Source organism: Polyangiaceae bacterium, from assembly GCA_020633235.1.
GTDB lineage: Bacteria > Myxococcota_A > Polyangia > Polyangiales > Polyangiaceae > JACKEA01.
The window spans coordinates 1,828,044-1,850,050 of record JACKEA010000001.1; the positions used below are offsets into that span (position 1 = coordinate 1,828,044).

The window sequence follows — 22,007 nt, forward strand, 5'->3', positions numbered from 1 at the left end:
GACGCGCGTGTGATGGTGGCCGAAGAAGCAGACGCGGGGACGCGTGCCTCGAAGAAGGTCATCGGGCCGACGGCCTCACTCGCCCAGTTGAAGCCGCGTCGGTGCCGGGGGAACACCACGCCCGCGGGCGCGTCGTGCGTGAGGAGCACGTCGATCCGCTGCCGCCCGAGTAGCATGTCGATGTCCTCCCGCGTGTAGTGCCGCTTGGCGTAGCCCTGGAGGTCCTTCGACCTTCGCTCGTAGTTCGAGGGGCCGTGGCAACCGCCCAGGCCGCCGACAACGATGCCGCCGAGGCCGAAGGTCTCCCCGTTGCGGGGATAGAACAGGTTCGGGAGCACCTCCGGCTCGGGCTGGGCGTCGAGCCAGACGCAGTCCTCGTGGTTGCCCTTGATGAACATCGTGCGCCGCGGGGCCTCGCGGCGCTCGGACCACCAGGTTGCCGCAGATTTTCCGGAACCATCAGCAGCTCACGACGTGGACGTCCGCACCATCAACTATCACCTGAAAAAGGTGTTTTCGGAAAGCGAGCTGGAGGAGGTGGCAGTTATCCGAAATTTTCGCCGCGACGTCGCCCAGCACGCCGCCTCGTAGATTTGAATCCTGCCAACCAGCGACTGTTCGGGCTGGTCCTTCGGGCGCGGGCGAGCTGTCGCTGGGTCAATGGACAGCAGCCCGTGGGTCACAAGAATTCAGACGTTGGCTCCGTGACTTGACGGGGTATGTTTCAAATACTAACCTCAGATGACAAATGGAGGAGCAAATGTCAGATGAGCGAACCTGCCGAGCGCTTGGAAGCCGCGCCGAAGGGGGTGAGCCCTCATGCGCGCAAGCGCGGCTTCGCGCCGAAGCCGATCGTTGCGCGGCCCTGCGCGCGCAGGCCAACACGCCACCGCCGCGTCTCTGGCAGCAACTCCTCGAGAGCCCTTGCTGGGTTGCGCGCGGTGCTCTGGCCGGGCTCCTCGGCGCCTACGGCGCGCACATCGCCCTCGATGCATTCGCTCCCGCCGGTCTACTCCTTCTCGCGTGAGCCCATCGATGACCATCACCCAAGAAGAGCTCGGACGACGAATCCGTGCGGCACGTGAGGCGTGTCGCATGACCCAAGACGACGCTGCGAAGCACCTCGGCGTCTCCCGGCCGACCTTTGTCCAGATCGAGGCGGGCAAACGCTCGGTCTCCAGCCTCGAGCTCGACAAGCTCGCGTACCTGTTCGGGCGCGACATCCGCGAATTCGTGGCCAACGAGTTCCACCAGGAGGATTCGCTCACCGCGCTGTTCCGTGCGCAAGCCGCCGTCGTGAGCGAGCCCGATGTGCTCGACAAGCTTCGCGAGTGCATGGCGCTCGGGCGTGAGCTGACGAACCTCGAGCGGCTCGTCGGCATCGACCGCGATCTGTCGGCGGTCGCCTCCTACCCATTCCCGACGCCAAAAGCGCGCTGGGAGGCGGTGCAGCAGGGGCAGCGCCTTGCGGAGGAGGAGCGCCGTCGTCTGGGCCTGGGCTTCGCGCCGCTCCCTGACATGACCGAGCTACTCGAGTCGCAGGGCGTGCGCACCGCGATGGTCGAGTTGCCGAACGACGTCTCCGGGCTGACGCTCAGCGACCGGAAGGTGGGCCTCTTCGTCGTCGCGAACGACGTGCACCACTACCTGCGTCGCCGCTTCTCGTTCGCCCACGAATACGCCCACGTCGTCGCCGATCGCGACCGCCCCGGGCTCATCAGCCAGACCTCCGCGCGCGACGACCTCGTGGAGGTTCGGGCCAACTCGTTCGCCGCGAACTTCCTCATGCCGGAGGACGGTGTCCGTCAGTTCGTCGCGGGCCTCGGCAAGGGCAAGCCGAGCCGCCTCTTCGCCGAGGTGTTCGACGAGGACACGGCGCTCAACGTGGAGGGGCGCTCGGAGCCTGGCACGCAAACCATCCAGCTGTACGACGTCCTGCTGCTCGCCCACCACTTCGGCGTGAGCCGAATCTCCGCGCTGTACCGGCTGCGCAACCTGCGGCTGCTGTCGAAGGCCGAGTTCACCCACCTCAAGGCGCTCGACGACCAGGGCAAGGCCAAGCAGCTCGCCACGGCGCTCGGGCTCCCGGAGCCCGACCACGCGGAGATGCGCAGCGAGTTCAAGCACCGCTTCCTGGGGCTCGCGCTCGAAGCCTACCGTCGTGACGAGATCTCACGCGGCAAGCTCCGGGAGCTCGTGGCGATGGTCGGCCTCAGCGTCGACGACCTGGACCAACTCCTCGATGACGCCGGTCTTGACGGCGAAGACGACCCGACGCCGTGAGCACACCTCTCCTCCGCATCGTCGTGACCGACGCCAACGTGCTCATCAACCTGATGCACGTGTCGCGGCTTGGGCTGCTGGCCCAGATCCCGAACTACGAGTTCGTGGTTCCAGATCACGTGCGCGAGGAAATTACGCTCCGCGAGCAGCGGACGACGCTCGATGCGGCGGTCACTGCGGGCTGGCTGAAGCTCGAGGTCATCGATGACCTCGGCGCCATCACCGTTTTCACGGAGCTGATCGCTCACATCGGTCGTGGCGAAGCGGCGTGCATCGCGATCGCCGCGCAGAAGGGCTGGCTCATCGCCTCCGATGAGAAGAAGCGGTTCCTCCGCGAGGCCGAGGCCCGCGTCGGAGTCGGCCACGTCATCACCACGGTCGACGTCTTCGTCCTCGCGATCAACGCGGGGCTCCTCACCGTCGAGGAGGCAGACGCCGACAAGGTCACGCTCGAAGGCAGACGGTTCAAGGTGTCATTCGCATCGTTTCGGGAACTCGTGAAGTAACCCCACCAGGGGAAGGAGCAGTCCACATGGCAATGGAAGCTGAAGTCGACGAGATCGAGATCGAACTCCACACCCAGCAGGTCAGCGGGAAGGAGAAGGCGCCGAAGGCGAAGAAGTACGTCATCCGAATCGACAAGACGAAGTTCACCGTCGAGGTCTCGTCGATGACTGGGCGTGAGATCCTCACCCTCGCCGGCAAGACACCGGTCGAGCAGTACAAGCTGACCCAGAAGATGCACGGCGGCGCGGCGAAGACGATCAACCTCGACGACCCGGTCGACTTCACGGAGCCCGGCGTCGAGCGCTTCATGACGCTGAAGCGTGACCAAACCGAGGGCTGACATGCGCCGGCAGTTCGAGCTGCCGTCGTTCGACACGCAGTACCTGGAGACGACCGGCCTCGAGTGGGAGACCATCGTCGAGGGCGCGGGACGGTGGCTGCTTCTCCACGATCGTCCCGTACCCAACGGGTACAACGTCGAGCGCGCCATCGTCGCGCTGCAGATCCCGCCCGGGTATCCCGACGCGCAGATCGACATGGTGTACTTCTTCCCCGCACTCGCGAGGAAGGACAATCAGGCCATCGGCGCGACCCAAAGCGCGCAGGTTCTCGACGGGAAGTCGTTCCAGCGTTGGTCTCGACACCGCACTCCTGCTGCCCCGTGGCGGCCGGGCGAGGACGACATCTCGAGCCACCTCGTGCTCGTCGACGACTGGCTCGAACGAGAGTTCAAGATCCGATGAAGAACCGTCCAGCTCATCTCCGCCTCGCGGGCATTCACGTTGAGGAACTTCATCGTCACCTGTTCCCCGGTGACGGCAAGGAAGCCGTGGCGTTCGCGCTCTGCGGTCGTCACCACGCTACCGAACACGACGTCCTACTCGTGCAGGAGGTGCTCCCGGTCCCCTACGCAGATTGTCCGGTCCGCAAGGCCGACCAAATCACCTGGCGCACGGAGGCCATCGAACCGCTCCTGCTGCGGGCGTCTACGGCCACGCCGAAGCTTGCGGTGGTGAAGTTCCACAGCCACCCCACGGGTTACGACGACTTCTCGCGCACCGACGACATCTCGGACCGGGACCTCTTCCCCTCGATCTACGGATGGGTCCATGACGATGCACCTCACGCCAGCGTCGTCATACTCCCAGACCGCCGCATGTTCGGTCGCAGCATCGACAGCGAAAATCGCTTCCACCGCCTCCAGCAGATCCTCGTCGCTGACCACGACATCGGCCTCTTTGGGACAAGCGCTTCGGGAGCTTTGCCCGCTCACGCGGAGCGCCACGCGCAGGTCTTTAGCGACAGTACGACCAGCCGTCTTCGGCAACTCGCCATCGGGGTGGTCGGGTGCTCTGGCACGGGCAGCTTCGTCATCGAGATGCTGACCCGCCTCGGCGTGAGAAAGCTGGTGCTGGTTGACCCTGATCGCGTCGAGTACAGGAACCTCAACCGGATCGTCGGCACGACGGCCGCTGACGCGGCGACGGGCAGGAGCAAGGTCGAGGTGATTGGCGAGCACGTGGCCCGCATTGGCCTCGACACTCGCGTCGAGATCGTGCCGCGCGAGTTGGCTTCGGTAGAGGCCGTTCGCGCGCTGGCAGGTTGCGACGTTCTCTTCGGCTGCATGGACAGCCACGACGGTCGCCGCACGCTTAACCGGCTCGCGTCCTTCTACGTGCTGCCGTACTTTGACTGCGGCGTCGGCTTGGTGGCCGACGGATGCGGCAACATCGACGACGTCACAGCGGCGTCGCACTACGTCCAGCCGGGGCGATCGACGTTGCTCGCACGCAGAGTAATTTCGCAGAAGCGGGCCGACGCTGAAGCGATGGCCCGCCGCGATCCTGAGCAGTACCGAGCGCTTCACGCCGAGAAATACATCGAGGGAGCAGAGATCGACAGCCCCGCCGTAATCAGCGTCAACGCGCTCGCAGCCTCTCTGGTAGTGAACGAGTTCCTTGCGCGACTTCACCCGTTCCGCCAGACGGCAAATGCGGACTACGCGTCCGTCCGTCTGAAGTACGACGCGATGCTGCTCGACGTGGAGCGAGAGACGAATGCCACCCCCCTTCGCAGGGCGCTCGGGCGCGGCGACGTCCACCCGCTCCTGGACTTGCCCGAGCTGTCGTCGGTAGGAGCGTAGAGAAATGCGTTGGCTGCGTCGGCTCTGGGCTCGCTTCGTCGAGTGGTTTCTTGCCCTGCGCTTGCCCGGAGGAGTGAGTGACGACGGCTCGGCCTCCGCGCCCGCGCTGCCGCTACCACCGGCGGCACCACCACCACCGTATCGCGTCGTCCACCTGACCGACGATCCCGACGAGCTGCTGCCAGAGACCCTCTACGCCATCGGCGAGAACGGCCACCTCTGGCACGTCTCGCTCGTGTGCCCCTGCGGCTGCGGCGCAACGATCGCGCTCAACGTGCTCCCCGACGACTCGCCGCGCTGGCGGCTGTACGAGAGCGCCGACGGTCCGACGCTGTCGCCGTCCGTCTGGAGAACCACGGGCTGCTGGAGTCACTTCATCCTTCGAAGGGGCTACGTCATTTGGTGCCATGGTCGACGACCGGACGACGTGAGCGAGACCGAGTACAGCGCGTAGGACCGAACCGCGCCGACTCGAGCCCTGAATCCCGCCGCGTAGGTTGCTCACATGGCCATTACCCGCGAGACCCTCTACAAGGAGGTCTGGGCCGAGCCGATGACGAAGGTCGCGGCTCGGTACGGCGCTTCGTCGAGCTTCCTCGCGCGGGTCTGCGAGCGGTTGAACGTCCCGCGGCCGGCTCGCGGTTACTGGGCGCAACTCGAGGTCGGGAAGGCCAGCGCGAAGCCCGAGCTCCCGGAGGCACGCCCGGGCGACGAGATGGAGTGGTCGCGCGAGGGTGAGCCGCGCCGCGTCCCCCGCGCACTACCGCAGGCGCCTTCCAAGAACGAGCCCCCGTCGCGCCGTCGGCGACGCGAGCGGCCGTCGCGACACGAGCTGATCGTCGGCGCACGCGAGCACTTCGAGAGCGCCAAGGAGTCCGACAGCGGGTACCTGCGGCCGCTCAAGAAGCGGCTCATCGACGTGTTCGTCACGAAGGCAACGCTGGGCCACGCGCTCGACGTGGCAAACGCACTGTTCTTGGCGCTCGAGGATCGCGGGCACCGCGTCACGTTCGCGCCCTTGGACCAGCACCTGCGTCGGCCCGAGGTCGACGAGCGCGCCGAGGGAGGGGGCGAGTGGTACAGCTACGCACGCTGGGGCCCGGACCGCCCCACCGTCGTCTACGTTGGCTCCGTCGCGATCGGCCTGACGCTGTTCGAGCTGAGCGAAGAGGTCGAGGTCCGTTACGTGAACGGCAAGTATGTTCGCGTCGCCGACGTCCCACAGCCAACCACGAGGCGGCGGCGCTGGGCACTGCCGGAGCGCGCCTGGACGCACAAGCGTGACATGCCGAGCTGGCGCCTGTGCCTCCGGGGTTCATCCCCGTACGCGCGCGCCAAGTGGGAGAAGCAGTGGCGAGAAGGCAGGGGCTCGGACCTTTCGTCGAAGGTGCCTCAGATCGTCCGCGAGCTGGAGACCGAGGCTGCAACCATCGCCGCGCTCGTTGCCGAGGGAGAACGGCAAGCCGAGATCGAGCGGCAGAAGTGGGAGGTGCAGCAGGCAAAGTGGCGTGCAGAGGAAGCGGAGCGTCGGCGCATCCAGAACACGAAGGAGAGCAGGGAGGAGCTCTTCGCCATCATCGAGGCGTGGGGCGCGGCGAAGCAGATCGAGGGCTTCTTCGAGGACGCCCAGCGCCGCGCGGCAGAGCTCGACGAGGCCACAAGGGACGCCGTTCTTGACCGGCTCAAGCGGGCACGCGCGCTCCTGGGCGATGTCGACGCCCTCCGGCGGTTCCGCGCCTGGCTGTCACCGGAGGAGCGGTAGCGTGCGGGGCGGCGCGACGGCCTGAACGAGCGAGGCGCGCAGGCCACTCCAGCCCGCGGCGGGACTGAGCGAATCCGCGAGAGTGTCCCGGCTCGCGTCGCGCAACCACCTGGATTCGCAGGCGTTCGCATTTCCGGGACGGTGCGAGCGGAGCGAACCAGTCCCGCGGAGAGCCCTGCGAACGGGTTGGTGAACGGCGTCGAATCCGGAGCCAAGAGTCGCCCAAGGACATCCTCCTTGGGCGCTTTGCTTTTGTTGGTCCGCCGCGGAACCACGCTGCGCCGCACGGCCGTTGAGGACACTGGTCCAATCGCCTAGAAGGGCAGAGCGCGAAGTGCAGTTTCGCAAGTGGGCGACGCGCGTGGTCGAAGAGTTTACGATCAAGGGCTTCGGAAGGTGGCAGCTATTCGAGAACCTCGAATGACTGCCGCCAAGGAAGGAGCGTCGACGAGCCCAAGGCTCGGACATCTTCGCAATCGCGGAAGCGGCGAGAAGGGCGAGTGGCACCGATTCCAGGCCGTGCGTGCAAGACCGAGAACGGCCCCGCAACGTTGCCGTGCGGGAGGTCCCCGTCCTGGCGGACATCATCGGCGAGGACATGCCCGAGGGCTCGCAGCTCGAGGCCCTTGTGGCCAGCATCAGGGATTTGCTCGAAGTGCCCGTCGATGGATTCGATGTCGTAGGTATGACGGCAACGCGCGGCGTGGCATCGCCGCGGACCGCGCCGCCGAGTGCAGCTCCACACCGTTGGGTCTCGAAGGGCGCACCTGGCAGGAGATGGAGGAGGCAGCAGTGCGAGCGTGGAGATCATGATCCAGGGTCGGAGGCTGGATGCCATGGTGCTCTCGGAGATCCGGTGCAACGACCGGAGTGGCTTCTACGACGTCGCCCTCCTCGTCTTCAGGCCAGCCCCGCCCACACAGCAGATGGCGCACAAAACTAAAGCTAAGCTGTAGCTGTGTACTTCGGGACTCCGGTATCTTGCACACAACTAAAGTATTGCTTAATGTTTGTGTGTGGCTGAGGTGACGAATCGATCGCCCGACTGGCACGCGCTCTACGAGATCGCCGCTGCCCAGGATGGGTACTTCACGACCGAGCAGGCGGCTGCCGCCGGCTACTCGCCGCAGCTGCTCGCGCACCATCTGGCTGCGAGGCGCGTCGTTCGGGTGCGACGCGGCGTGTACCGCCTCGTGCACTTTCCTGCGGGCGACCATGAAGACCTCACCGTGGTCTGGCTCTGGTCGGAGCTGACGGGCGTGTTCTCTCACCAGACCGCGCTCGCTCTGCACGAGCTCTCGGATGTGCTACCCGCGCAGGTTCACATCACGCTGCCCGAGGCGTGGAGGAAGCGCAGGCTGCGAGTGCCGGACGGGCTGGTGCTTCACTACCGCGATGTCGCCAAGCACGAGCAGTGTTGGTTCGGGCCCGTTCCGGCGACGACTCCGCTGCGTACGCTCGAGGACTGCGCTGCCGATCACCTTCCACCGGAGCTGCTGCGCGCTGCCGCCCGAGAAGCTCTAGAGCGCGGTCTGGTCGCCCGCGACGAGCTCGCCGCCGTAGACGAGGAACTGAGGCATTTCGGAGGTCTCGATTCGTGACCCGCGAGTATCACACTGCCGCCGCCTTCAAGCAGGCTCTCGAGCAGCGGCTCCGCAGCACGTCGGTCTCGGGGATCGACTTCTCTCGACGCCGCCAGCTCGTGGTGTTCGATCGATTCCTCGCACGCGTTGTCGTCGAGCTTGGCGACGCGGTTACGCTCAAGGGCGGCCTGGCCGTCGAGCTCCGCATCGAACGGGCTCGTACGACGAAGGACGTCGACCTGCGCGTGATGGGTTCCTCCGAGCGCATTCTCGACCGCCTTCATGCAGCCGCTCGGCGCGACTTGGGTGATTTTATGGTGTTTTCCGTGCGCCGCGACCGCCACCCCGAGATCCAGAACGAGGGGATGCGTTACGACGGGCTGCGCTTCCGTGCCGAATGCAGCCTCGCCGGCAAGGTCTATGGCCGCGCCTTCGGAGTGGACGTTGCGTTCGGTGATCCGATCTTCGGCGAGCCCGAGGTCATCGTTGCGAAAGACGTGCTCGCGTTCGCTGGCATCGCGCCGCCGACGCTGCGCGTGTACCCGGTGGAGACCCACATTGCGGAAAAGCTGCACGCGTACACGATGCCGCGAGCACGCCCGAACTCGCGAGTGAAGGATCTGCCGGACCTCGCGCTGCTCGCCGTTGCTGGCCCCATCGAAGCGAGCCGGTTGCACGCCGCGCTGCTGCAGACCTTCTCATTCCGCGGTACGCACGAGGTGCCCGAGCATCTGCCACTTCCGCCGGCGACCTGGGAGGCGCCCTATGCAGCGCTTGCGAAAGAGAACCGGCTAGAGTGGACTACGCTCGCAGAGGCGTTCGAGGCAGCGAGCGCGTTCCTCGATCCCGTCCTTGGCGGTCTGTCCAACGCTGGCTGGGACCCGAAGGGCTGGTCATGGAGCAGACACGAGGCGTGACGCCGTCAATCGGCGGGTCGTAGCTTCGAGTCCACGCCTTCTCTTTGCCTTTACGCTAACGAGCTTGGTGGTGCGCTTCCGGCTGGTGACCTTCTGAGATAGAGATACGGACGCGATGAGCTCTCCTTCGCACATGACGTTCGCCGAGCTGGGTATCCCGTTTCCTTTGTTCGCAGCGCCCGTAGCCGAGGCCTCGAAGTACGACGGTCTCGGGACGTGTGAGCTGTGCAACACGGCGGAGAGCCACTGTTTCCGCATCGGCATCGGCGACGCCGTCACGCATCCGTGTGCGTCGTGCGGGGATGTCGTCGGACATCATGTCGCCGACCGGGCTGCCGTTCCGTGCCCGTCGTGCAGCGCGGTGGCGCCGTGGCCCGCCGGTCTCGGCGGCCGGATCCGCGTTTGCTACGCGTGCGTTCGGGCCGGGCGCGGGCTGATGGGCAAGGACACGGAATTCGGGTTGCTGTCGTGGGAACAGCGCGTGGCGGGCGTCACGCTCGGCGTTCCCGGCCTCGGTGAGCACCGGCAAGACTACCCGGGGGTCGAGCTCGTCCAGACGGGCGACCCCGAAATGCAGCTCGGCGAGATGATGGACGCCTGGTTCGGCGCCAAGCTGCCGGCTGCCGCGATGGATGAGCTGCTTCGCACTCCGACGTACTCGACCTGGCAGGGTGAGACGTGGCTGTTCGAAGGCCCGACCCCGATGATCTACCTGGGGTGCTGGCAAGCGTCGAATTTTGACGCCCATGCGGAAGACGGCAACGGGGAGCGCCTGTTTCTCGAAGCCGTGCAAGACGCGGACGAGGGGACCTGGGACGACCTCGCGGACGGCAGCATCTCCGTCTACGTGTTCCGCTCCCCGACGAGCGGACGCCTGCGCGGCACGTGGGACCGGGATTGACGGCGCTCGGCGATCACCCGGCCGCGGGACCGTCCACGTAGCCGATCGGCAGTAGGCCGGGGAGCGCTTCGCACCGGTTCACCGCTACGCCTGCGCGCTCCAGCGCCGCGCGGAGCGACGCGACGGTGAAGCGTCGATGCCCCGGAAAGCCGGTGAGGGCGAGCAGGCGCGAGACGAGCCACGAGAGCCGAGTTTCGTCGTGGCAGAAGGTCGGCGCGATGAAGATGCCGTCTGGTTTCAGCACGCGGGTGAGGGAGCTCAGGGCGGCGTCCAGGTTCGGGACGATGTGCAGCACGTTGGCAGCCACGACGGCGTCGAAGGACGCCGGCTCGAAGGGAAGGTCGTAGATGTCGGCCTGGCGGCACTCGACGTTCCCGAGACCCAAGTCGGTGATCTTGTCCCGCAGGCGCTCCACCATTCGGGGCGCGTAGTCGGTAGCGACGACGGCTGCAGAGGAGCGGGCGAGGACCGGCGTGACCAAGCCCGTGCCGGCGGCAACCTCCAGCACTCGCGCCCGGCCTCGAGCAGCCTGGCCCACGAGCTCGAGCATGCGCGGCAGGGGCTTTCCGAGGGGGCCGAGGGTTGCGTCGTACTTCGAAGCGTGCCGCTGCCAGTAGTCGCGGTCGCGATCGCGGGTCATTGCGTACACTGCTGCATGAGCGACTCAGGTCAAACGGTCAGACGCGCGTTGCCGATCCACGTCTCGACGTCGGAAATGGTGAAGGTGAGCGTGTTGCCGTCAATCTCGGTTGCGTCGTGCTCGCCGGGGAGCAGCAACACGTCCGTGAGCACGGTCGGATCTTCATCGAGGATGCGGAGGTCGCGGGCAAACGCGAGCCGCGCCCGCGCCATCTTCCACAGATGGTCACCGTCCGGGCCCGCGGGCAGCTCGAGGCGGAAGGAGTCGCCTTCGAGCGTCCAACGTACCCCCGGGACACAAACGAGACCGTACGCGCTGCCCTCCTTCCGCGAGCCGGTGGCGATCTGTTCGACGAACCGGTGATCGTCTGCCAACGATGGGCGAGCTGGATCCGTCGACAACGTAGGATCCATGGATTGCAGGATGTCCAAGAAACCGGAAAGGCTCCACGACTCGAGCAGGCGTTGCTCGGAACGGTCCAGACCGAGCACTCGCCGGATCTCGACGCCCGGCACGGAGAGCAGCGGGTCCGCCGTGAGGACGACGACGGTTTGCTTCGATTCCGAGTACTCCGAGCGCTCGGCGGGAGCCGCAAAGCAGCGAGTGATCGCGTCGTCGAAGGCGATGATCTCGCCGATGACGCGGTCGCGCTGGCTGCTGCGCATGTCATGGGCCATCGCGCGCAGTAGGAGAGCCGGCCAGGGTTGGGGCGGCCCCGGAACCAAGATCGACAGCTCGAAGCTCGCCGCTCGGTCAGCGTCGAGCGCGCCGCTCAGGCCGTAGCTGGCGTACAGCGACCCTCCACGAACGGGGACGACACCAACCGCCCACAAGGACGGCCCTTCGGGGAATGCGCGGTCGCGATCGGGTTCGCTGAAGAGCTCGACCGGCCCGCTCCCGATGCGCGCGAGCCTGTCGCTCAACAGCTCCATCCCGGCATCTCGAACGTTCCGAGGGTTGGCCGGCGCTGGTGACATCGACGGCGCATAAGACGGCGCCCGCGGGGCGGCAATGTCGCGAAGGGAGGTTCCGCGGCGGACCAACAACAGCAGGCGTGGCGCGAGATCTCCCGACGCTGCGCTGTAAATGCAGCCAATCGCTCCGGTAATCATTGTTCATGCTGACTTACCAGTGCGTCCAGCCCGCGGCCCCTACTCGTCCGCTCTTGGAGCCCGCATATCTCTCACACGACGGAAGAAGAGAGGAGACACCACCATGGACATCAAACGAAGTGGCGCACTGCCATCCCAGAAGGGGCCTGCGGAGCACTTTACCGGAGCGGTGCGGATCGATCCGCTGTTCCAGGCCGAGGCGCCCGGCCGAGCGAGCGGCGCCTACGTGACGTTCGAGCCCTGCTCGCGATCGGACTGGCACACGCACCCGCTCGGGCAGACGCTGATCGTCACGTTCGGAGTGGGACTGCACCAACGCTGGGGCGGACCCATCGAGGAGATCCGCCCCGGCGACGTCGTCTCGGTCTCACCCAACGAGAAGCACTGGCACGGAGCGGCGCCGAAGACAGCGATGACGCACATCGCGATCCAAGAAGCGCTCGATGGCAAGGCGGTCGACTGGCTCGAGAAGGTCAGCGACGAACAGTACCAGGGCAATTCATGACGGGCGTGCCGTGGCAGCGCCCTTGACCGCCATGCCGACACTCGAACGTTCCGCTCAGATGCTCGCCGCCGTGCTCACGCTCGCAGCGTGCGACCGAGCGGCACCGACGGGAATCCAGCCGTCGGCGAACCCGACCACGGTGGCCCCCGCGAAGGACGAGAACATGAAGATCAAGATGCACTTGGATGGTGAGGTGCTCACCGCCACGCTCGCGGAGGGCGCCGCGCCCCGTGATTTCCTGGCGCTGCTCCCCCTCGAGCTCACCCTTCGGGACTACGCAAGCACGGAGAAGGTCGGGGATTTGCCGGCCCGGCTTTCGATTGAGGGCGCGCCGCCGGGCTTCGATCCCGACGTTGGAGACATCACCTACTACGCGCCCTGGGGAAACCTCGCGATCTTCTATCGCGACTTCGGATTCGCGCAGGGCCTGGTGAAGCTCGGTCGCTTCGATTCCAACGTGGACGAGCTCGCACGGAAACAGGGCGAGCTCAACGTGCGCTTCGAGCGCGCGCAGGCTTCCACCGCAGCAGGAGAAAGATCACCATGAACGACAAGAACCCGAGTCCCCTCCGTCAATCCCTCGGCGCGCTCGCGCCGAAGCTGGTGGACGTGACGGAGGACGTGCTCTTCGGCGACATCTGGGAGCGAGCACAGCTCAGCAAGCGGGACCGGAGCCTTTTGACCTGCGCCGCGCTCGTTGCGACAGGCAAGACCGAGCAGATGGACTTTCACTTCCCGAGAGCCATCGAGAACGGCGTCACCCGAGAAGAGCTGGTCGAGATGATCACGCACCTGGCGTTCTACGTGGGGTGGCCCAACGCGATGTCGGCCATCAACCGAGCAAAGGAACTGCTCGGGGAAGACGGCGTGTAGGTTAGTACCGGTCGCCGACGACGCCTTCCTCGATCAGATCGTCGAGGCGCTCCAGTTGGTCCGGGCGGAGCGTCACGTCTTGTGCCGCCCAGTTCTCCTCCAGGCGTTCGATTCTCCGCGTGCCCGGGATCATGGCGACGTCCCGCGCCAAGAGCCAAGCGAGGGCCACCTGTGCCGGGGTGACTCCGCTCTCCTTCGCGACCTCGGCGACTCGATCGGCGAGGCGACTGTTCTTGGCGATGGCCTCCTCGGAAAAACGCGGGTTCTCCAGGCGCCAGTCTCCGGGCTGGAGATCGCTGCGGGAGCGGATGGCGCCGGACAAGAAGCCGCGGCCGAGGGGACTGTAGGCCACGAAGCCGATGCCCAGGCGTCGAACGGTCGGCAAGATGTCGGCCTCCACGTCCCGCGTCCACAGGGAATACTCCGTTTGCAGGGCGCTCACGGGATGCACCGCGTGGGCGCGCTCGATGGTGTCGGAGTCCGCCTCGCTCAAGCCGATGTAGCGGACCTTGCCCGCCTTGACGAGCTCGGCCAAGGCGCCCATCGTCTCCTCGATGGGCGTGCTCGGATCCACGCGATGTTGATAGTAGAGATCGATGGTGTCCGTTCCGAGGCGCTTCAGCGATGCATCGCAGGCGCTCCGCACGTAGTCCGCGCCGCCCTTGATGCCGTGCCAGCTCCCGTCCTCGCCGCGGGCGACGCCGAACTTGGTCGCCAGCGTGATCTTGTCGCGCCGCCCATGGAGCGCCTTCGACAGCAGGAGCTCGTTCGTGAACGGGCCGTACATGTCCGACGTGTCCCAGAACGTGCAGCCCATCTCCACGGCTCGATCGAGCACGCGCAAGCTCTGAGCTTCCTCCGAGCCGCCGTAGAAGTCCGACATGCCCATGCAGCCCAAGCCGATGGCAGGTACCCGGAGTCCTTGTGAGCCGAGATCGATTTGCTTCATGACGCTGGTCTCCTTCCAAGGTGGCGCGCGAGCTCAGTCGAGCACGCTGCCTCCGAGTCCTTCCACGTAGGCATCGTACACGGGGACGCGCGGCTCGCCTGCTGCCAGTGCTCGCCAACGCTTCACCGCGGGCAGTCCGTTGAGCGCCGCTGCGTAGGGCCGAAGGCCCGCCGGGAGCTCCACGCCATAGGTCTCGAAACGCAAGAGGACGGGGAAGTACATGGCGTCCACGATGCCAAAACGCCCGAACAAGAAGGGACCACCGGAAGCTCGGAGCGCTTGGTGCCAAATCTCCTGAACCCGCGCGATCTCCACGCGGGTTGGCCCATCGGGCACGAAGCTCGGTACCCGCGCAAACGGATTGGAGCTCATGTGCGTGCGCAGATTGGCGAAGCCGCTCGCCATCTCACACGAAAGAGCGCGCGCCTGTGCTCGCTCCAGGGACGCGTCGGGCCAAAGCCCGGCGTCGGGAAACCGCTCTGCGGTCCACTCGCAGATCGCCAGTGCTTCGTGGATGCGCGTGCCGTCGACCTCGAGCACCGGAAACAAACCAGTAACGCTGCCCAGTGCACGCCGCCGTGTGAGCTCAGCCGCAGCCTCGCGCACGTGCGCGTCGGGTTCGGCGTTCACGTTGCCGTTGGTCAGGTCGAGCACGGCCGTGTGGATCTCGGGCTCTGCGCCCGCGTGCCACAGCGGCAAGAGCGCACGCATGGACCACGTGGAGTAGCGGAGCGAGATGACGTGCAGGGTCAGCGACATGCGGAGAGGATACGCTCGGCAGGGCCGCCCCCAAGGGCATTTCTTTGTTGGCCCGCCGCGGAAACGCGCCTTCGCGACCCGTGGTTCCGCGGCGGACCGACACAGGAAGACGTCAGCTGGCGGGCTCGGCGTCCGACGGACTCTTGTCCGTCGGGCTGGGCTTGAGCAGGGACGCCAGCACCGAGCCCGCGATGATGGCGGCGATGACGCCTAGCGAAGCGAGGATCGGTAGCTTGTACACGTCCATGAGCAACATCTTGGCGCCGACGAAGACCAGCACGAAGGACAGGCCGACCTTCAGGTACACGAACTTGGTGATGACGCCCGCCAACAAGAAGTACAGCGACCGCAGCCCCAAGATGGCAAAGATGTTCGACGTGAACACGATGAACGGATCGGTGGTGATGGCGAAAATCGCGGGGATGGAATCCACGGCGAAGACCACGTCCGTCACCTCGACGGCGACCAGGGCGAGTAGGAGCGGCGTCGCGTAGCGGCGGCCGTTTTGAACCACCGAGAAGCGATCGCCGTGGAAGCCCGGCGTGACTGGCAAGAGCTTGCGCGTCCAGCGCACGATGGGGTTATCTTCTGGGTGCAGCTCCTGGTCTCGCTGCAGCAGGAGCTTGATGCCCGTGATCGCCAAGAGCGCTCCGAAGACGTAGATGGCCCAGTGAAAGCGCTGCAGGAACGCGCCGCCCGCCAGGATGAACGCGGCGCGTAGCACCAGTGCGCCGAGCACGCCCCAGAACAACACCCGGTGCTGGTAGACGGCGGGTACGGAAAACGCCGTGAAAATCACGACGAAAACGAAGATGTTGTCGACGGCGAGGGCCTTCTCCACCAAGTAGGCGGTGGTGAACTCCAGGGCGCGCTCGGGCCCGAACCAGAAGTAGACGCCCAGGTTGAAGACGACCGCGAAGGCGATCCAGACGCTGCTCCAGATGCCCGCCTCCTTGACGCTCACCTCGTGGGCGTTCTTGTGAAAGACACCGAGGTCCAGCGCCAGCATGGCCAGCACGAAGACGATGAACGCCAGCCACAGCCCGGGGGAACCGATGGTTTCGAGTGGCACGTTCTCAGCTCCGCTGCACGGTGCGGGCTCGATCGAGGGTGCGCCGCACGGCGTGGCCCGCGCGGCCCAGGGACACGTTGGCGGCGGCGTACGGATCGGCGCCGGGTTCTTCCACCGTGACCGTCCCCAGCGTTGGACCTTGCACGACCACATGGCAGCGCTTGTCGATGCCACCCTTGGGTCCGTTCACGTCCTTGATGCGAACCACGACAGAGCGAACGGCGTCTCCAAAGCGGCTCATCTCGAGATGAGCGCGCTTCTTGATGTGCTCGCGGAGGGCAGCCGATGTCTGGATTGCTCGGAAGCGGATGTCGACCTTCATATCGAGTCTGTAGGGCCCGGTCCGCATGTAGACAATGACGAAGTTTCTACATAATCTGTAGGTATGACCGACATAAAGCCGGAGCGCCTGGAGTGGGTGAACTACCAGCACCTCTTGTACTTCTGGGTGGTGGCCCGGGAAGGCGGCTTGGTGGCGGCTGGGAAGGTGCTGCATCTGTCGCACCCCACCCTGAGCGCACAGGTTCACGCCCTCGAGGATCACCTGGGCGAGAAGCTCTTCACGAAGGTGGGGCGCCGGCTGGTGCTCACGGACGTTGGCCGGGTCGTGGCGCGCTATGCGGACGAGATCTTCACCCTGGGAAGAGAGATGGTGGACACCGTCAAGGGTCGCTCCACCGGACAGCCCGTGCGATTGAGCGTTGGCATCGTGGATGTGGTGCCCAAGCTCGTGGTCAAGCGGCTGCTCGAGCCGGCGTTGGCGCTCGAAGAGCCGGTGAAGATCTTCTGCCACGAGGGCTCCTACGACAAGCTCCTCGCCGACCTCGCGCTTCACTCCATCGATCTCTTGATCGCCGATGCGCCGCTTCCGTCGGGCAGCAGCGTACGCGCCTTCAACCACGTGCTGGGGGAGAGCGGCGTGACGTTCTTCGGCACGCGCTCCTTGGTGAAGGCCTTGCAGGCGGGATTTCCCCAGTCCCTCGAGGGGGCGCCGATGCTCTTGCCCCTGGAGAACACGACGCTGCGCCGCGCGCTGAATCAGTGGTTCGACCGGCTTGGCATCCGCCCTCGCGTCGTGGCCGAGTTCGAGGACAGCGCGTTGCTCAAGGAGTTCGGCGCGGATGGGGTGGGGATCTTCGCGGGATCCAGCGTGGTGGCCAAGGAGCTGGAGCGCCAATATCGCGTGTCGGCGCTCGGCAGCGCGCCGGAGATCCGCGAGCGGTTCTACGCCGTGTCCGTCGAGCGGCGACTCAAGAACCCCGCTGTCGTGGCCATCTCCGACGCGGCCCGGGAAGACTTGTTCGCGTTGGAGTGAGCGTACTGGGGGAGCAATTCCCCAGCTGGCCCAGGATTCCCCAGCTGCGTCCTCACAGGCGCAGATGAATCCAGTGCGGGGGCGGCGGCACGGCGCTTGCTGTTCGCGCTGCCATGTCGAACCTCATCGTCCAACGTACGCCCAAGGACGGGTTGTGCGTCAGCTGTGTTCGTGTCGGGACGTGCATGGAGCTGCGTGTCCCTCGCGCTGCCGTCTGGCACTGTGAGGAATTTCATGCAGGCGAGCCGCGCGCACCTGCGGTGCATGCCCAGCGCTTGCCGGTTTCAGCGGAGCCGCTATCACCAGGGCTGTGCGCCAACTGCGAGCACCGTGCGGGTTGCACCTTGCCAAAGAGCGCCGGCGGCGTCTGGCACTGCGAGGAGTATCAGTGACGGTGGAGCTCGTCGGCAGAGGTCAGTAGCGGACGTGCTATAGGCTCGGACGAGTGCCGACGGAAGCTCTCATCAGTGCCGGCGCCGCAGCGCGAGCATTGTTGCGGCTGGGAAATCGCGGTCCACCGCGAACGGCGTTCCTCCGGGAGGCGTCGGAAGTGCTGTTCGCATTCACAGGCGCCCAGAGTCTCGTCGCGTGGCTCATGGATGGTTCACGCACGTTCCTGTGGCGAGCAGAGAGCGCGCCCGTCGGCGTGCTGGAGTTCGAGCTGCTTGCATCGGCGAACGTTGGCACCGTGCTGATGGATCGCGTCGTGGATGCGACTGGCCTTCGCGCGGCCTCCAGAAAGCTCGCGCGCGGAGGCCTCGAGTATGCCGATCTCACTGGCGTGGCGCGGGCGCCCCGATTGCGGCTCGCCCTGGGGCCAGAGGTGGGTTCGCTGCTGCTCTTGCCTTTCGAAATCGACGCTGAGAATCAGGGCGTGCTGCAGCTCGAGAGCTCGCGGCGGAGCGCGTTCGCGGGCGTCGAGCAGCTGGAGCGCACGGCAGAGCTGCTGGGCGCCGCCATCGCCGCGCGGCGGGCGCAGGCGGCGCTGACGGAGCGCGTGAAAGAGCTGGCGTGCATGTATCAGATCGCCCGAATCGGAGCGGAAGCCGACGCATCCCTCGCTGCAAAGCTCGAGCGCATCGTGGCGTTGCTCCCGGCTGCATGGCAGTACCCGGAGATAACGACCGCTCGCGTCAGCGTGGACGAGCGAGTGTTCGCGTCGGCGGACTTCGCCGTTGGCCCGCATCGCCTAGGAGCTCGCATCCAGAGCGGAGGTCGCTCTCTCGGGGCGGTGGAGGTCTTCTATGTTCCCACGCGCGGGGATCCCAAGAACGCGCCCCTCCTGGAACAATCCCCATTCCTGGAAGAAGAGCTGCACCTGATCGAGGGTGTGGCACGAGAAATAGCCTCCATTGTGGAGCGCCAGGAGGCTGCGGAGGAAAAAGCTCGGCTTCGTGAACAAATTCGGAAGGCAGATCGACTCGCAACGATCGGCCACCTGGCGGCGGGGTTGGCGCACGAGCTGAACGAGCCGCTGGGAAACATCCTCGGCTTCGCGCAACTTTCCCTGAAGTTGCCGGACCTGCCGGAGCAAGCGGCCACGGACCTTGACTGGATCGTGCGATCGAGCCTGTACGCGCGAGAAGTGATCAAGAAGCTGATGTTGTTCGCTCGGCAAGCGCCCTCCCAGGCGACGGTGGTTGATGTAAACGCGATCATTCGCGAGAGCATTCCGCTGCTGTCGACGCGGCGGGGTGGAGCCATCGTGACGGTCGAGTCGAGCCTGACGCCCGCGGCCTTGCTGGTGCGTGGGGATCGCGGACAGCTGCAGCAGGTCTTCGTCAACCTCGCGGTGAATGCCATTCAAGCGATGCCCAGCGGAGGTGTGCTCCGCGTTTCCACGGCAGCTACGGAGCAAGGCGTCGTTCTTTCCGTGGAGGACACGGGTGAGGGGATCCCCGAGGGTGTCGTCGACCAGATCTTCGAGCCCTTTTTCACGACCAAAGACGTTGGGGAGGGCACCGGACTGGGCCTTTCGGTTGCGCATGGCATCGTGACGGCGCACGGCGGTACGATCGAGGTCGACACCGCGCCGGGACGCGGTACGACGATGCGCGTGACCCTGCCTCCGCCATCGGACGACCACCATGACTGAAGAGCATTCCATTCTCGTCGTGGACGACTCCCCGGGCACCTTGGCCGTGCTGGAGCGAAATCTTCGCGCGGCCGGCTACACGATCCACAGCGCGACAAACGTGGACGAGGCTCTGGAGATTCTCGACGCAATCAACGTCGATCTCGTGATCACCGACGTGAAAATGCCCCGTCGGAGTGGCCTCGACCTCGTGCGTGAAGTTCGGGACAACCTTCACGGCACCGAGATCATGGTCATTACCGGGTTCCCCGACGTGGACGGTGCCGTGACCTCGCTGAAGCACGGCGCTACGGACTACCTGACAAAACCCTTCACGGACCAGGAGCTCGAAGCCGCGGTCGAGCGTGCGCTGTCGAAGCTCGCCCTGCGACGAGGCACGGCGGAGACACGTACGGCGCCTCTCCATGGCCTGTTGGGAGAGTCTGCCGGAATGCGGCGTGTGCACGCGCAGATCCGGCGAGCAGCCCAGACGAACGCGACGGTACTGGTCTCAGGCGAGAGCGGTACGGGAAAGGAGCTCGTGGCGCGGGCCATTCACTACGAGAGCAGCCGTGCCGCCGCGCCATTCGTTCCCGTCAACTGTGGTGCGATTCCGCAAGATCTGTTCGAGAGCGAGCTGTTCGGCCACGTGAAGGGATCGTTTACCGGAGCCAACGAAACCCGGGCTGGGTTCTTCTTGACGGCAGACGGCGGAACGATCTTCCTCGACGAGATCGCGGAGACAAACCCGGCGACTCAAGTCAAGCTGTTGCGGGTGCTGCAAGACAAGCAAGTGGCCATGGTTGGCTCGTCGAAGCCCCGCACCGTGGACGTGCGTATCGTTGCCGCCACCAACAAGAACTTGCAGCAGCTGGCGGCGTCCGGCTCATTTCGAGAGGACCTGTATTTCCGGATCAACGTGATTCCAATCGAGTTGCCGCCACTTCGAGAGCGTGGCCCCGACGTGCTCGCGCTGACGCGCCACTTTGCCGCCAAGTACGCGGACGAAGTCGGCCGTGGTCCGCTGGCGTTTTCGGACCGCGTGCTGGAGCTATTTCAGACATACGCTTGGCCCGGAAACGTGCGTGAATTGGAGAACGTGGTCCAGCGCCTGGTCGTGATGGCGGACGGGCCCGAAGTGGACGCAGCGGATCTACCGGTCCTGATGCGTTCCTCTTTTGGCAGTGCGGAGGCGGAGCTGAACCGGTCCCTGGTGCAGGTGGAGGCGAGCCACATCCGGAAGGTATTGGCCAGTGTTAGCGGCAACAAGTCCAAGGCCGCTCAGATCCTCGGCATCGATCGAAAGACCCTTCGCGCGAAACTGCGCCAGCATGCACTGCCCGACGATTGAGCCGACGCCGTAGGGCGCTGGTTGCGCCACCGCAACCGTTCAGCCGAGCGGCTGGGGTCGTCCGCTCGCTCGCCACTTGGAAAGATGAGGGAGGGCGAACAGGTACAGCCCCGTGGGCAACACGCCGAGCAGGGGAAGCAGCGCGAGGAAGCCGACCCACGTCGCTTGGGAGTGCGTCACCAGGGCGACGATATTGATGATCACCGCCACCGTGAAGGCGATGGACAGCCAGCGGTGGACCTGTCGAATCCAGTGATTCATTCTTCGTTCTCCTGCTTGGGTTGCCATTTGGGGGATTCGACTCCGAGCTGCTCCGCGTACTGGGCGTTCAGTCGGGGCCAGTCGAACTTCATCGCCTCGCGGCCCACGATGCGACCGATGGGCTCACCGGCGAGGAGCCGATCCAGCACGTCGAAGCAGATGTGCCAGCCTGCCGCGCCCATCGAGATGAAGCCGCGGTCGATGTTGTGCCAGAGCCGGAGCCGCGTGCCGCTCGCCCGCGCTTCGAGCTCCCAGCGGAGCAGGTTCCCGCCCCAGGTGTATTCGAGGAGCTTCGGCTCTTCTGCGCGAATCACCTTGGACTCGGAGACCTGCGGCTGGGGAGAGCCGACCGTGGAGAGCTTGGTGGGACCCGGTGTGGCGAGGCTCCGATCCGCGTCGAAGGGTGCCCACTCCCGGAGTTGCTCGGGATCCGTCAAGGCTTCCCACACCATGGCAGGCGGGTGGCGCAGATCTCGGACCAGCACCAATGTCCAGACGTCGTCGTCCTTGTCGATGCTGGCGCCAAAGGCGGCGCCGGGAACGTAGCTTGCGCGGTTGCTCATCGCTTCTTGCCTTTCTTCTCCGCCATGCGATCGAGATGACGTTCCAGCGCGTCCACATGGGACGACCAGAAGCGCCGAAACGGTTCCAGCCACTCGTCGACCTCCATGAGTGGCTCGGGGCGCAAGCGGTACACGCGGCGTTGCGCATCTACCCGCGCCTCCACGAAGCCCGCCTCCCGGAGCACCCGGAGATGCTTGGACACGGACGGCTGCGGCATCCCCAGCTGCTCTTCCAGCTCCCCAACGGACTGCTCCGACGAGGCCAAGAGGCTCAAAATTGCCCGCCGATTGGGCTCCGCAATCACCGAGAACGCAGATTCCATGTCAGGTATATGCGCGAGAAGGTATATGCCTGTCAAGCCATTCCTATCGACGCGGTCCATTTTCTTGTTGGTCCGCCGCGAGCCCCTCCTCGTTCCGTCGCGTCGGCCGCATGC

The 22,007-nt window shown here is 65.7% G+C and carries 25 protein-coding genes and 1 pseudogene; 17 read left to right on the plus strand and 9 right to left on the minus strand.

What is annotated here, in order from left to right; all coding sequences use genetic code 11:
• Positions 1 to 468: 468 nt before the first annotated feature.
• The 11 genes and pseudogenes from H6717_07970 to H6717_08020 all read left to right on the plus strand — a co-directional run bounded on the left by H6717_07970 (position 469) and on the right by H6717_08020 (position 10,096).
• Positions 469 to 561: pseudogene (locus H6717_07970) on the plus strand (virulence-like protein).
• 534 nt (positions 562 to 1,095) lie between these two features.
• Positions 1,096 to 2,283: an ImmA/IrrE family metallo-endopeptidase gene (locus H6717_07975; GenBank protein MCB9576947.1), complete on the plus strand. Its 1,188-nt coding sequence runs from the start codon at positions 1,096 to 1,098 to the stop codon at positions 2,281 to 2,283.
• Positions 2,284 to 2,306: 23 nt separating this feature from the next.
• Entirely contained in the window at positions 2,307 to 2,789 is a 483-nt protein-coding gene (locus tag H6717_07980) for a hypothetical protein (protein MCB9576948.1), read from the plus strand.
• A 32-nt stretch (positions 2,790 to 2,821) separates the two neighbouring features.
• Entirely contained in the window at positions 2,822 to 3,130 is a 309-nt protein-coding gene (locus tag H6717_07985) for a multiubiquitin domain-containing protein (GenBank protein ID MCB9576949.1), read from the plus strand.
• Position 3,131: 1 nt separating this feature from the next.
• Positions 3,132 to 3,533 (plus strand): hypothetical protein, encoded by a 402-nt coding sequence (locus H6717_07990; GenBank protein ID MCB9576950.1) that lies wholly within the window; start codon positions 3,132 to 3,134, stop codon positions 3,531 to 3,533.
• A complete protein-coding gene (locus tag H6717_07995) occupies positions 3,530 to 4,933 on the plus strand; it encodes a ThiF family adenylyltransferase (GenBank protein MCB9576951.1) in 1,404 nt (467 codons plus the stop codon). Before H6717_07990 ends, H6717_07995 begins: the two co-directional genes overlap by 4 nt.
• 4 nt (positions 4,934 to 4,937) lie before the next feature.
• Positions 4,938 to 5,387: a hypothetical protein gene (locus H6717_08000; protein MCB9576952.1), complete on the plus strand. Its 450-nt coding sequence runs from the start codon at positions 4,938 to 4,940 to the stop codon at positions 5,385 to 5,387.
• Positions 5,388 to 5,438: 51 nt separating this feature from the next.
• A complete protein-coding gene (locus H6717_08005; protein ID MCB9576953.1) occupies positions 5,439 to 6,695 on the plus strand; it encodes a hypothetical protein in 1,257 nt (418 codons plus the stop codon).
• A gap of 1,025 nt (positions 6,696 to 7,720) precedes the next feature.
• Positions 7,721 to 8,296, plus strand: coding sequence for a type IV toxin-antitoxin system AbiEi family antitoxin domain-containing protein (locus tag H6717_08010; GenBank protein MCB9576954.1), 576 nt, complete (start codon positions 7,721 to 7,723; stop codon positions 8,294 to 8,296).
• Positions 8,293 to 9,195: a nucleotidyl transferase AbiEii/AbiGii toxin family protein gene (locus tag H6717_08015; GenBank protein MCB9576955.1), complete on the plus strand. Its 903-nt coding sequence runs from the start codon at positions 8,293 to 8,295 to the stop codon at positions 9,193 to 9,195. The genes H6717_08010 and H6717_08015 overlap by 4 nt, the downstream gene beginning before the upstream one ends.
• A 115-nt stretch (positions 9,196 to 9,310) precedes the next feature.
• Entirely contained in the window at positions 9,311 to 10,096 is a 786-nt protein-coding gene (locus tag H6717_08020) for a CbrC family protein (protein MCB9576956.1), read from the plus strand.
• A 13-nt stretch (positions 10,097 to 10,109) separates the two neighbouring features.
• Here H6717_08020 and H6717_08025 read toward each other — a convergent pair whose 3' ends face one another.
• Together H6717_08025 and H6717_08030 are read right to left on the minus strand one after the other, a co-directional pair.
• Positions 10,110 to 10,736 carry a class I SAM-dependent methyltransferase gene (locus H6717_08025; protein ID MCB9576957.1) on the minus strand — a complete coding sequence of 209 codons (627 nt, stop codon included), beginning with the start codon at positions 10,734 to 10,736 and terminating at the stop codon, positions 10,110 to 10,112.
• Positions 10,737 to 10,765: 29 nt separating this feature from the next.
• The gene (locus H6717_08030; GenBank protein ID MCB9576958.1) at positions 10,766 to 11,659 is read right to left on the minus strand and encodes a hypothetical protein; all 894 of its coding nucleotides are present in this window, start codon (positions 11,657 to 11,659) and stop codon (positions 10,766 to 10,768) included.
• Between the two features lie 292 nt (positions 11,660 to 11,951).
• On the opposite strand from H6717_08030, the gene H6717_08035 reads away from it, so the two are divergent.
• The 3 genes from H6717_08035 to H6717_08045 all read left to right on the plus strand — a co-directional run bounded on the left by H6717_08035 (position 11,952) and on the right by H6717_08045 (position 13,226).
• Positions 11,952 to 12,353: a cupin domain-containing protein gene (locus tag H6717_08035; protein ID MCB9576959.1), complete on the plus strand. Its 402-nt coding sequence runs from the start codon at positions 11,952 to 11,954 to the stop codon at positions 12,351 to 12,353.
• A gap of 163 nt (positions 12,354 to 12,516) precedes the next feature.
• Positions 12,517 to 12,900: a hypothetical protein gene (locus H6717_08040; GenBank protein ID MCB9576960.1), complete on the plus strand. Its 384-nt coding sequence runs from the start codon at positions 12,517 to 12,519 to the stop codon at positions 12,898 to 12,900.
• The gene (locus H6717_08045; GenBank protein MCB9576961.1) at positions 12,897 to 13,226 is read left to right on the plus strand and encodes a carboxymuconolactone decarboxylase family protein; all 330 of its coding nucleotides are present in this window, start codon (positions 12,897 to 12,899) and stop codon (positions 13,224 to 13,226) included. The genes H6717_08040 and H6717_08045 overlap by 4 nt, the downstream gene beginning before the upstream one ends.
• A gap of 1 nt (position 13,227) precedes the next feature.
• On the opposite strand, the gene H6717_08050 is transcribed toward H6717_08045, so the two are convergent.
• From H6717_08050 to H6717_08065, 4 genes are all read right to left on the minus strand, one after another.
• Complete coding sequence (locus H6717_08050; GenBank protein ID MCB9576962.1) at positions 13,228 to 14,175, minus strand: aldo/keto reductase; 948 nt, start codon at positions 14,173 to 14,175, stop codon at positions 13,228 to 13,230.
• Between the two features lie 33 nt (positions 14,176 to 14,208).
• Complete coding sequence (locus H6717_08055) at positions 14,209 to 14,934, minus strand: glutathione S-transferase (protein MCB9576963.1); 726 nt, start codon at positions 14,932 to 14,934, stop codon at positions 14,209 to 14,211.
• 112 nt (positions 14,935 to 15,046) lie between these two features.
• The gene (locus H6717_08060; protein ID MCB9576964.1) at positions 15,047 to 16,006 is read right to left on the minus strand and encodes a TerC family protein; all 960 of its coding nucleotides are present in this window, start codon (positions 16,004 to 16,006) and stop codon (positions 15,047 to 15,049) included.
• 4 nt (positions 16,007 to 16,010) lie between these two features.
• On the minus strand, positions 16,011 to 16,328 hold the full coding sequence (locus H6717_08065) for an HPF/RaiA family ribosome-associated protein (protein ID MCB9576965.1): 318 nt from the start codon (positions 16,326 to 16,328) through the stop codon (positions 16,011 to 16,013).
• A gap of 87 nt (positions 16,329 to 16,415) precedes the next feature.
• On the opposite strand from H6717_08065, the gene nhaR reads away from it, so the two are divergent.
• The 3 genes from nhaR (at position 16,416) to H6717_08080 (ending at position 20,746) form a co-directional block, all read left to right on the plus strand.
• A complete protein-coding gene (gene nhaR / locus H6717_08070; GenBank protein MCB9576966.1) occupies positions 16,416 to 17,321 on the plus strand; it encodes a transcriptional activator NhaR in 906 nt (301 codons plus the stop codon).
• Between the two features lie 445 nt (positions 17,322 to 17,766).
• Complete coding sequence (locus H6717_08075; protein MCB9576967.1) at positions 17,767 to 19,416, plus strand: hypothetical protein; 1,650 nt, start codon at positions 17,767 to 17,769, stop codon at positions 19,414 to 19,416.
• A complete protein-coding gene (locus tag H6717_08080) occupies positions 19,409 to 20,746 on the plus strand; it encodes a sigma-54-dependent Fis family transcriptional regulator (GenBank protein ID MCB9576968.1) in 1,338 nt (445 codons plus the stop codon). The genes H6717_08075 and H6717_08080 overlap by 8 nt, the downstream gene beginning before the upstream one ends.
• Before the next feature lie 39 nt (positions 20,747 to 20,785).
• Here H6717_08080 and H6717_08085 read toward each other — a convergent pair whose 3' ends face one another.
• From H6717_08085 to H6717_08095, 3 genes are read right to left on the minus strand one after another with little or no spacing between them, the layout of a single operon-like run.
• The gene (locus H6717_08085) at positions 20,786 to 21,007 is read right to left on the minus strand and encodes a hypothetical protein (GenBank protein ID MCB9576969.1); all 222 of its coding nucleotides are present in this window, start codon (positions 21,005 to 21,007) and stop codon (positions 20,786 to 20,788) included.
• Positions 21,004 to 21,570 carry an SRPBCC family protein gene (locus tag H6717_08090; GenBank protein ID MCB9576970.1) on the minus strand — a complete coding sequence of 189 codons (567 nt, stop codon included), beginning with the start codon at positions 21,568 to 21,570 and terminating at the stop codon, positions 21,004 to 21,006. Before H6717_08090 ends, H6717_08085 begins: the two co-directional genes overlap by 4 nt.
• Positions 21,567 to 21,893: a winged helix-turn-helix transcriptional regulator gene (locus H6717_08095; protein ID MCB9576971.1), complete on the minus strand. Its 327-nt coding sequence runs from the start codon at positions 21,891 to 21,893 to the stop codon at positions 21,567 to 21,569. The genes H6717_08090 and H6717_08095 overlap by 4 nt, the downstream gene beginning before the upstream one ends.
• Between the last annotated feature and the right edge of the window lie 114 nt (positions 21,894 to 22,007).

Coding starts and splice junctions, on each gene's coding strand:
- H6717_07975 (MCB9576947.1), top strand. CDS start 1,096: ATGACCCAAGACGACGCTGCGAAGCACCTCGGCGTCTCCCGGCCGACC.
- H6717_07985 (MCB9576949.1), top strand. CDS start 2,822: ATGGAAGCTGAAGTCGACGAGATCGAGATCGAACTCCACACCCAGCAG.
- H6717_07990 (MCB9576950.1), top strand. CDS start 3,132: ATGCGCCGGCAGTTCGAGCTGCCGTCGTTCGACACGCAGTACCTGGAG.
- H6717_07995 (MCB9576951.1), top strand. CDS start 3,530: ATGAAGAACCGTCCAGCTCATCTCCGCCTCGCGGGCATTCACGTTGAG.
- H6717_08000 (MCB9576952.1), top strand. CDS start 4,938: ATGCGTTGGCTGCGTCGGCTCTGGGCTCGCTTCGTCGAGTGGTTTCTT.
- H6717_08005 (MCB9576953.1), top strand. CDS start 5,439: ATGGCCATTACCCGCGAGACCCTCTACAAGGAGGTCTGGGCCGAGCCG.
- H6717_08020 (MCB9576956.1), top strand. CDS start 9,311: ATGAGCTCTCCTTCGCACATGACGTTCGCCGAGCTGGGTATCCCGTTT.
- H6717_08025 (MCB9576957.1), bottom strand. CDS start 10,736: ATGACCCGCGATCGCGACCGCGACTACTGGCAGCGGCACGCTTCGAAG.
- H6717_08035 (MCB9576959.1), top strand. CDS start 11,952: ATGGACATCAAACGAAGTGGCGCACTGCCATCCCAGAAGGGGCCTGCG.
- H6717_08040 (MCB9576960.1), top strand. CDS start 12,517: ATGAAGATCAAGATGCACTTGGATGGTGAGGTGCTCACCGCCACGCTC.
- H6717_08045 (MCB9576961.1), top strand. CDS start 12,897: ATGAACGACAAGAACCCGAGTCCCCTCCGTCAATCCCTCGGCGCGCTC.
- H6717_08050 (MCB9576962.1), bottom strand. CDS start 14,175: ATGAAGCAAATCGATCTCGGCTCACAAGGACTCCGGGTACCTGCCATC.
- H6717_08055 (MCB9576963.1), bottom strand. CDS start 14,934: ATGTCGCTGACCCTGCACGTCATCTCGCTCCGCTACTCCACGTGGTCC.
- H6717_08065 (MCB9576965.1), bottom strand. CDS start 16,328: ATGAAGGTCGACATCCGCTTCCGAGCAATCCAGACATCGGCTGCCCTC.
- H6717_08080 (MCB9576968.1), top strand. CDS start 19,409: ATGACTGAAGAGCATTCCATTCTCGTCGTGGACGACTCCCCGGGCACC.
- H6717_08085 (MCB9576969.1), bottom strand. CDS start 21,007: ATGAATCACTGGATTCGACAGGTCCACCGCTGGCTGTCCATCGCCTTC.
- H6717_08090 (MCB9576970.1), bottom strand. CDS start 21,570: ATGAGCAACCGCGCAAGCTACGTTCCCGGCGCCGCCTTTGGCGCCAGC.
- H6717_08095 (MCB9576971.1), bottom strand. CDS start 21,893: ATGGAATCTGCGTTCTCGGTGATTGCGGAGCCCAATCGGCGGGCAATT.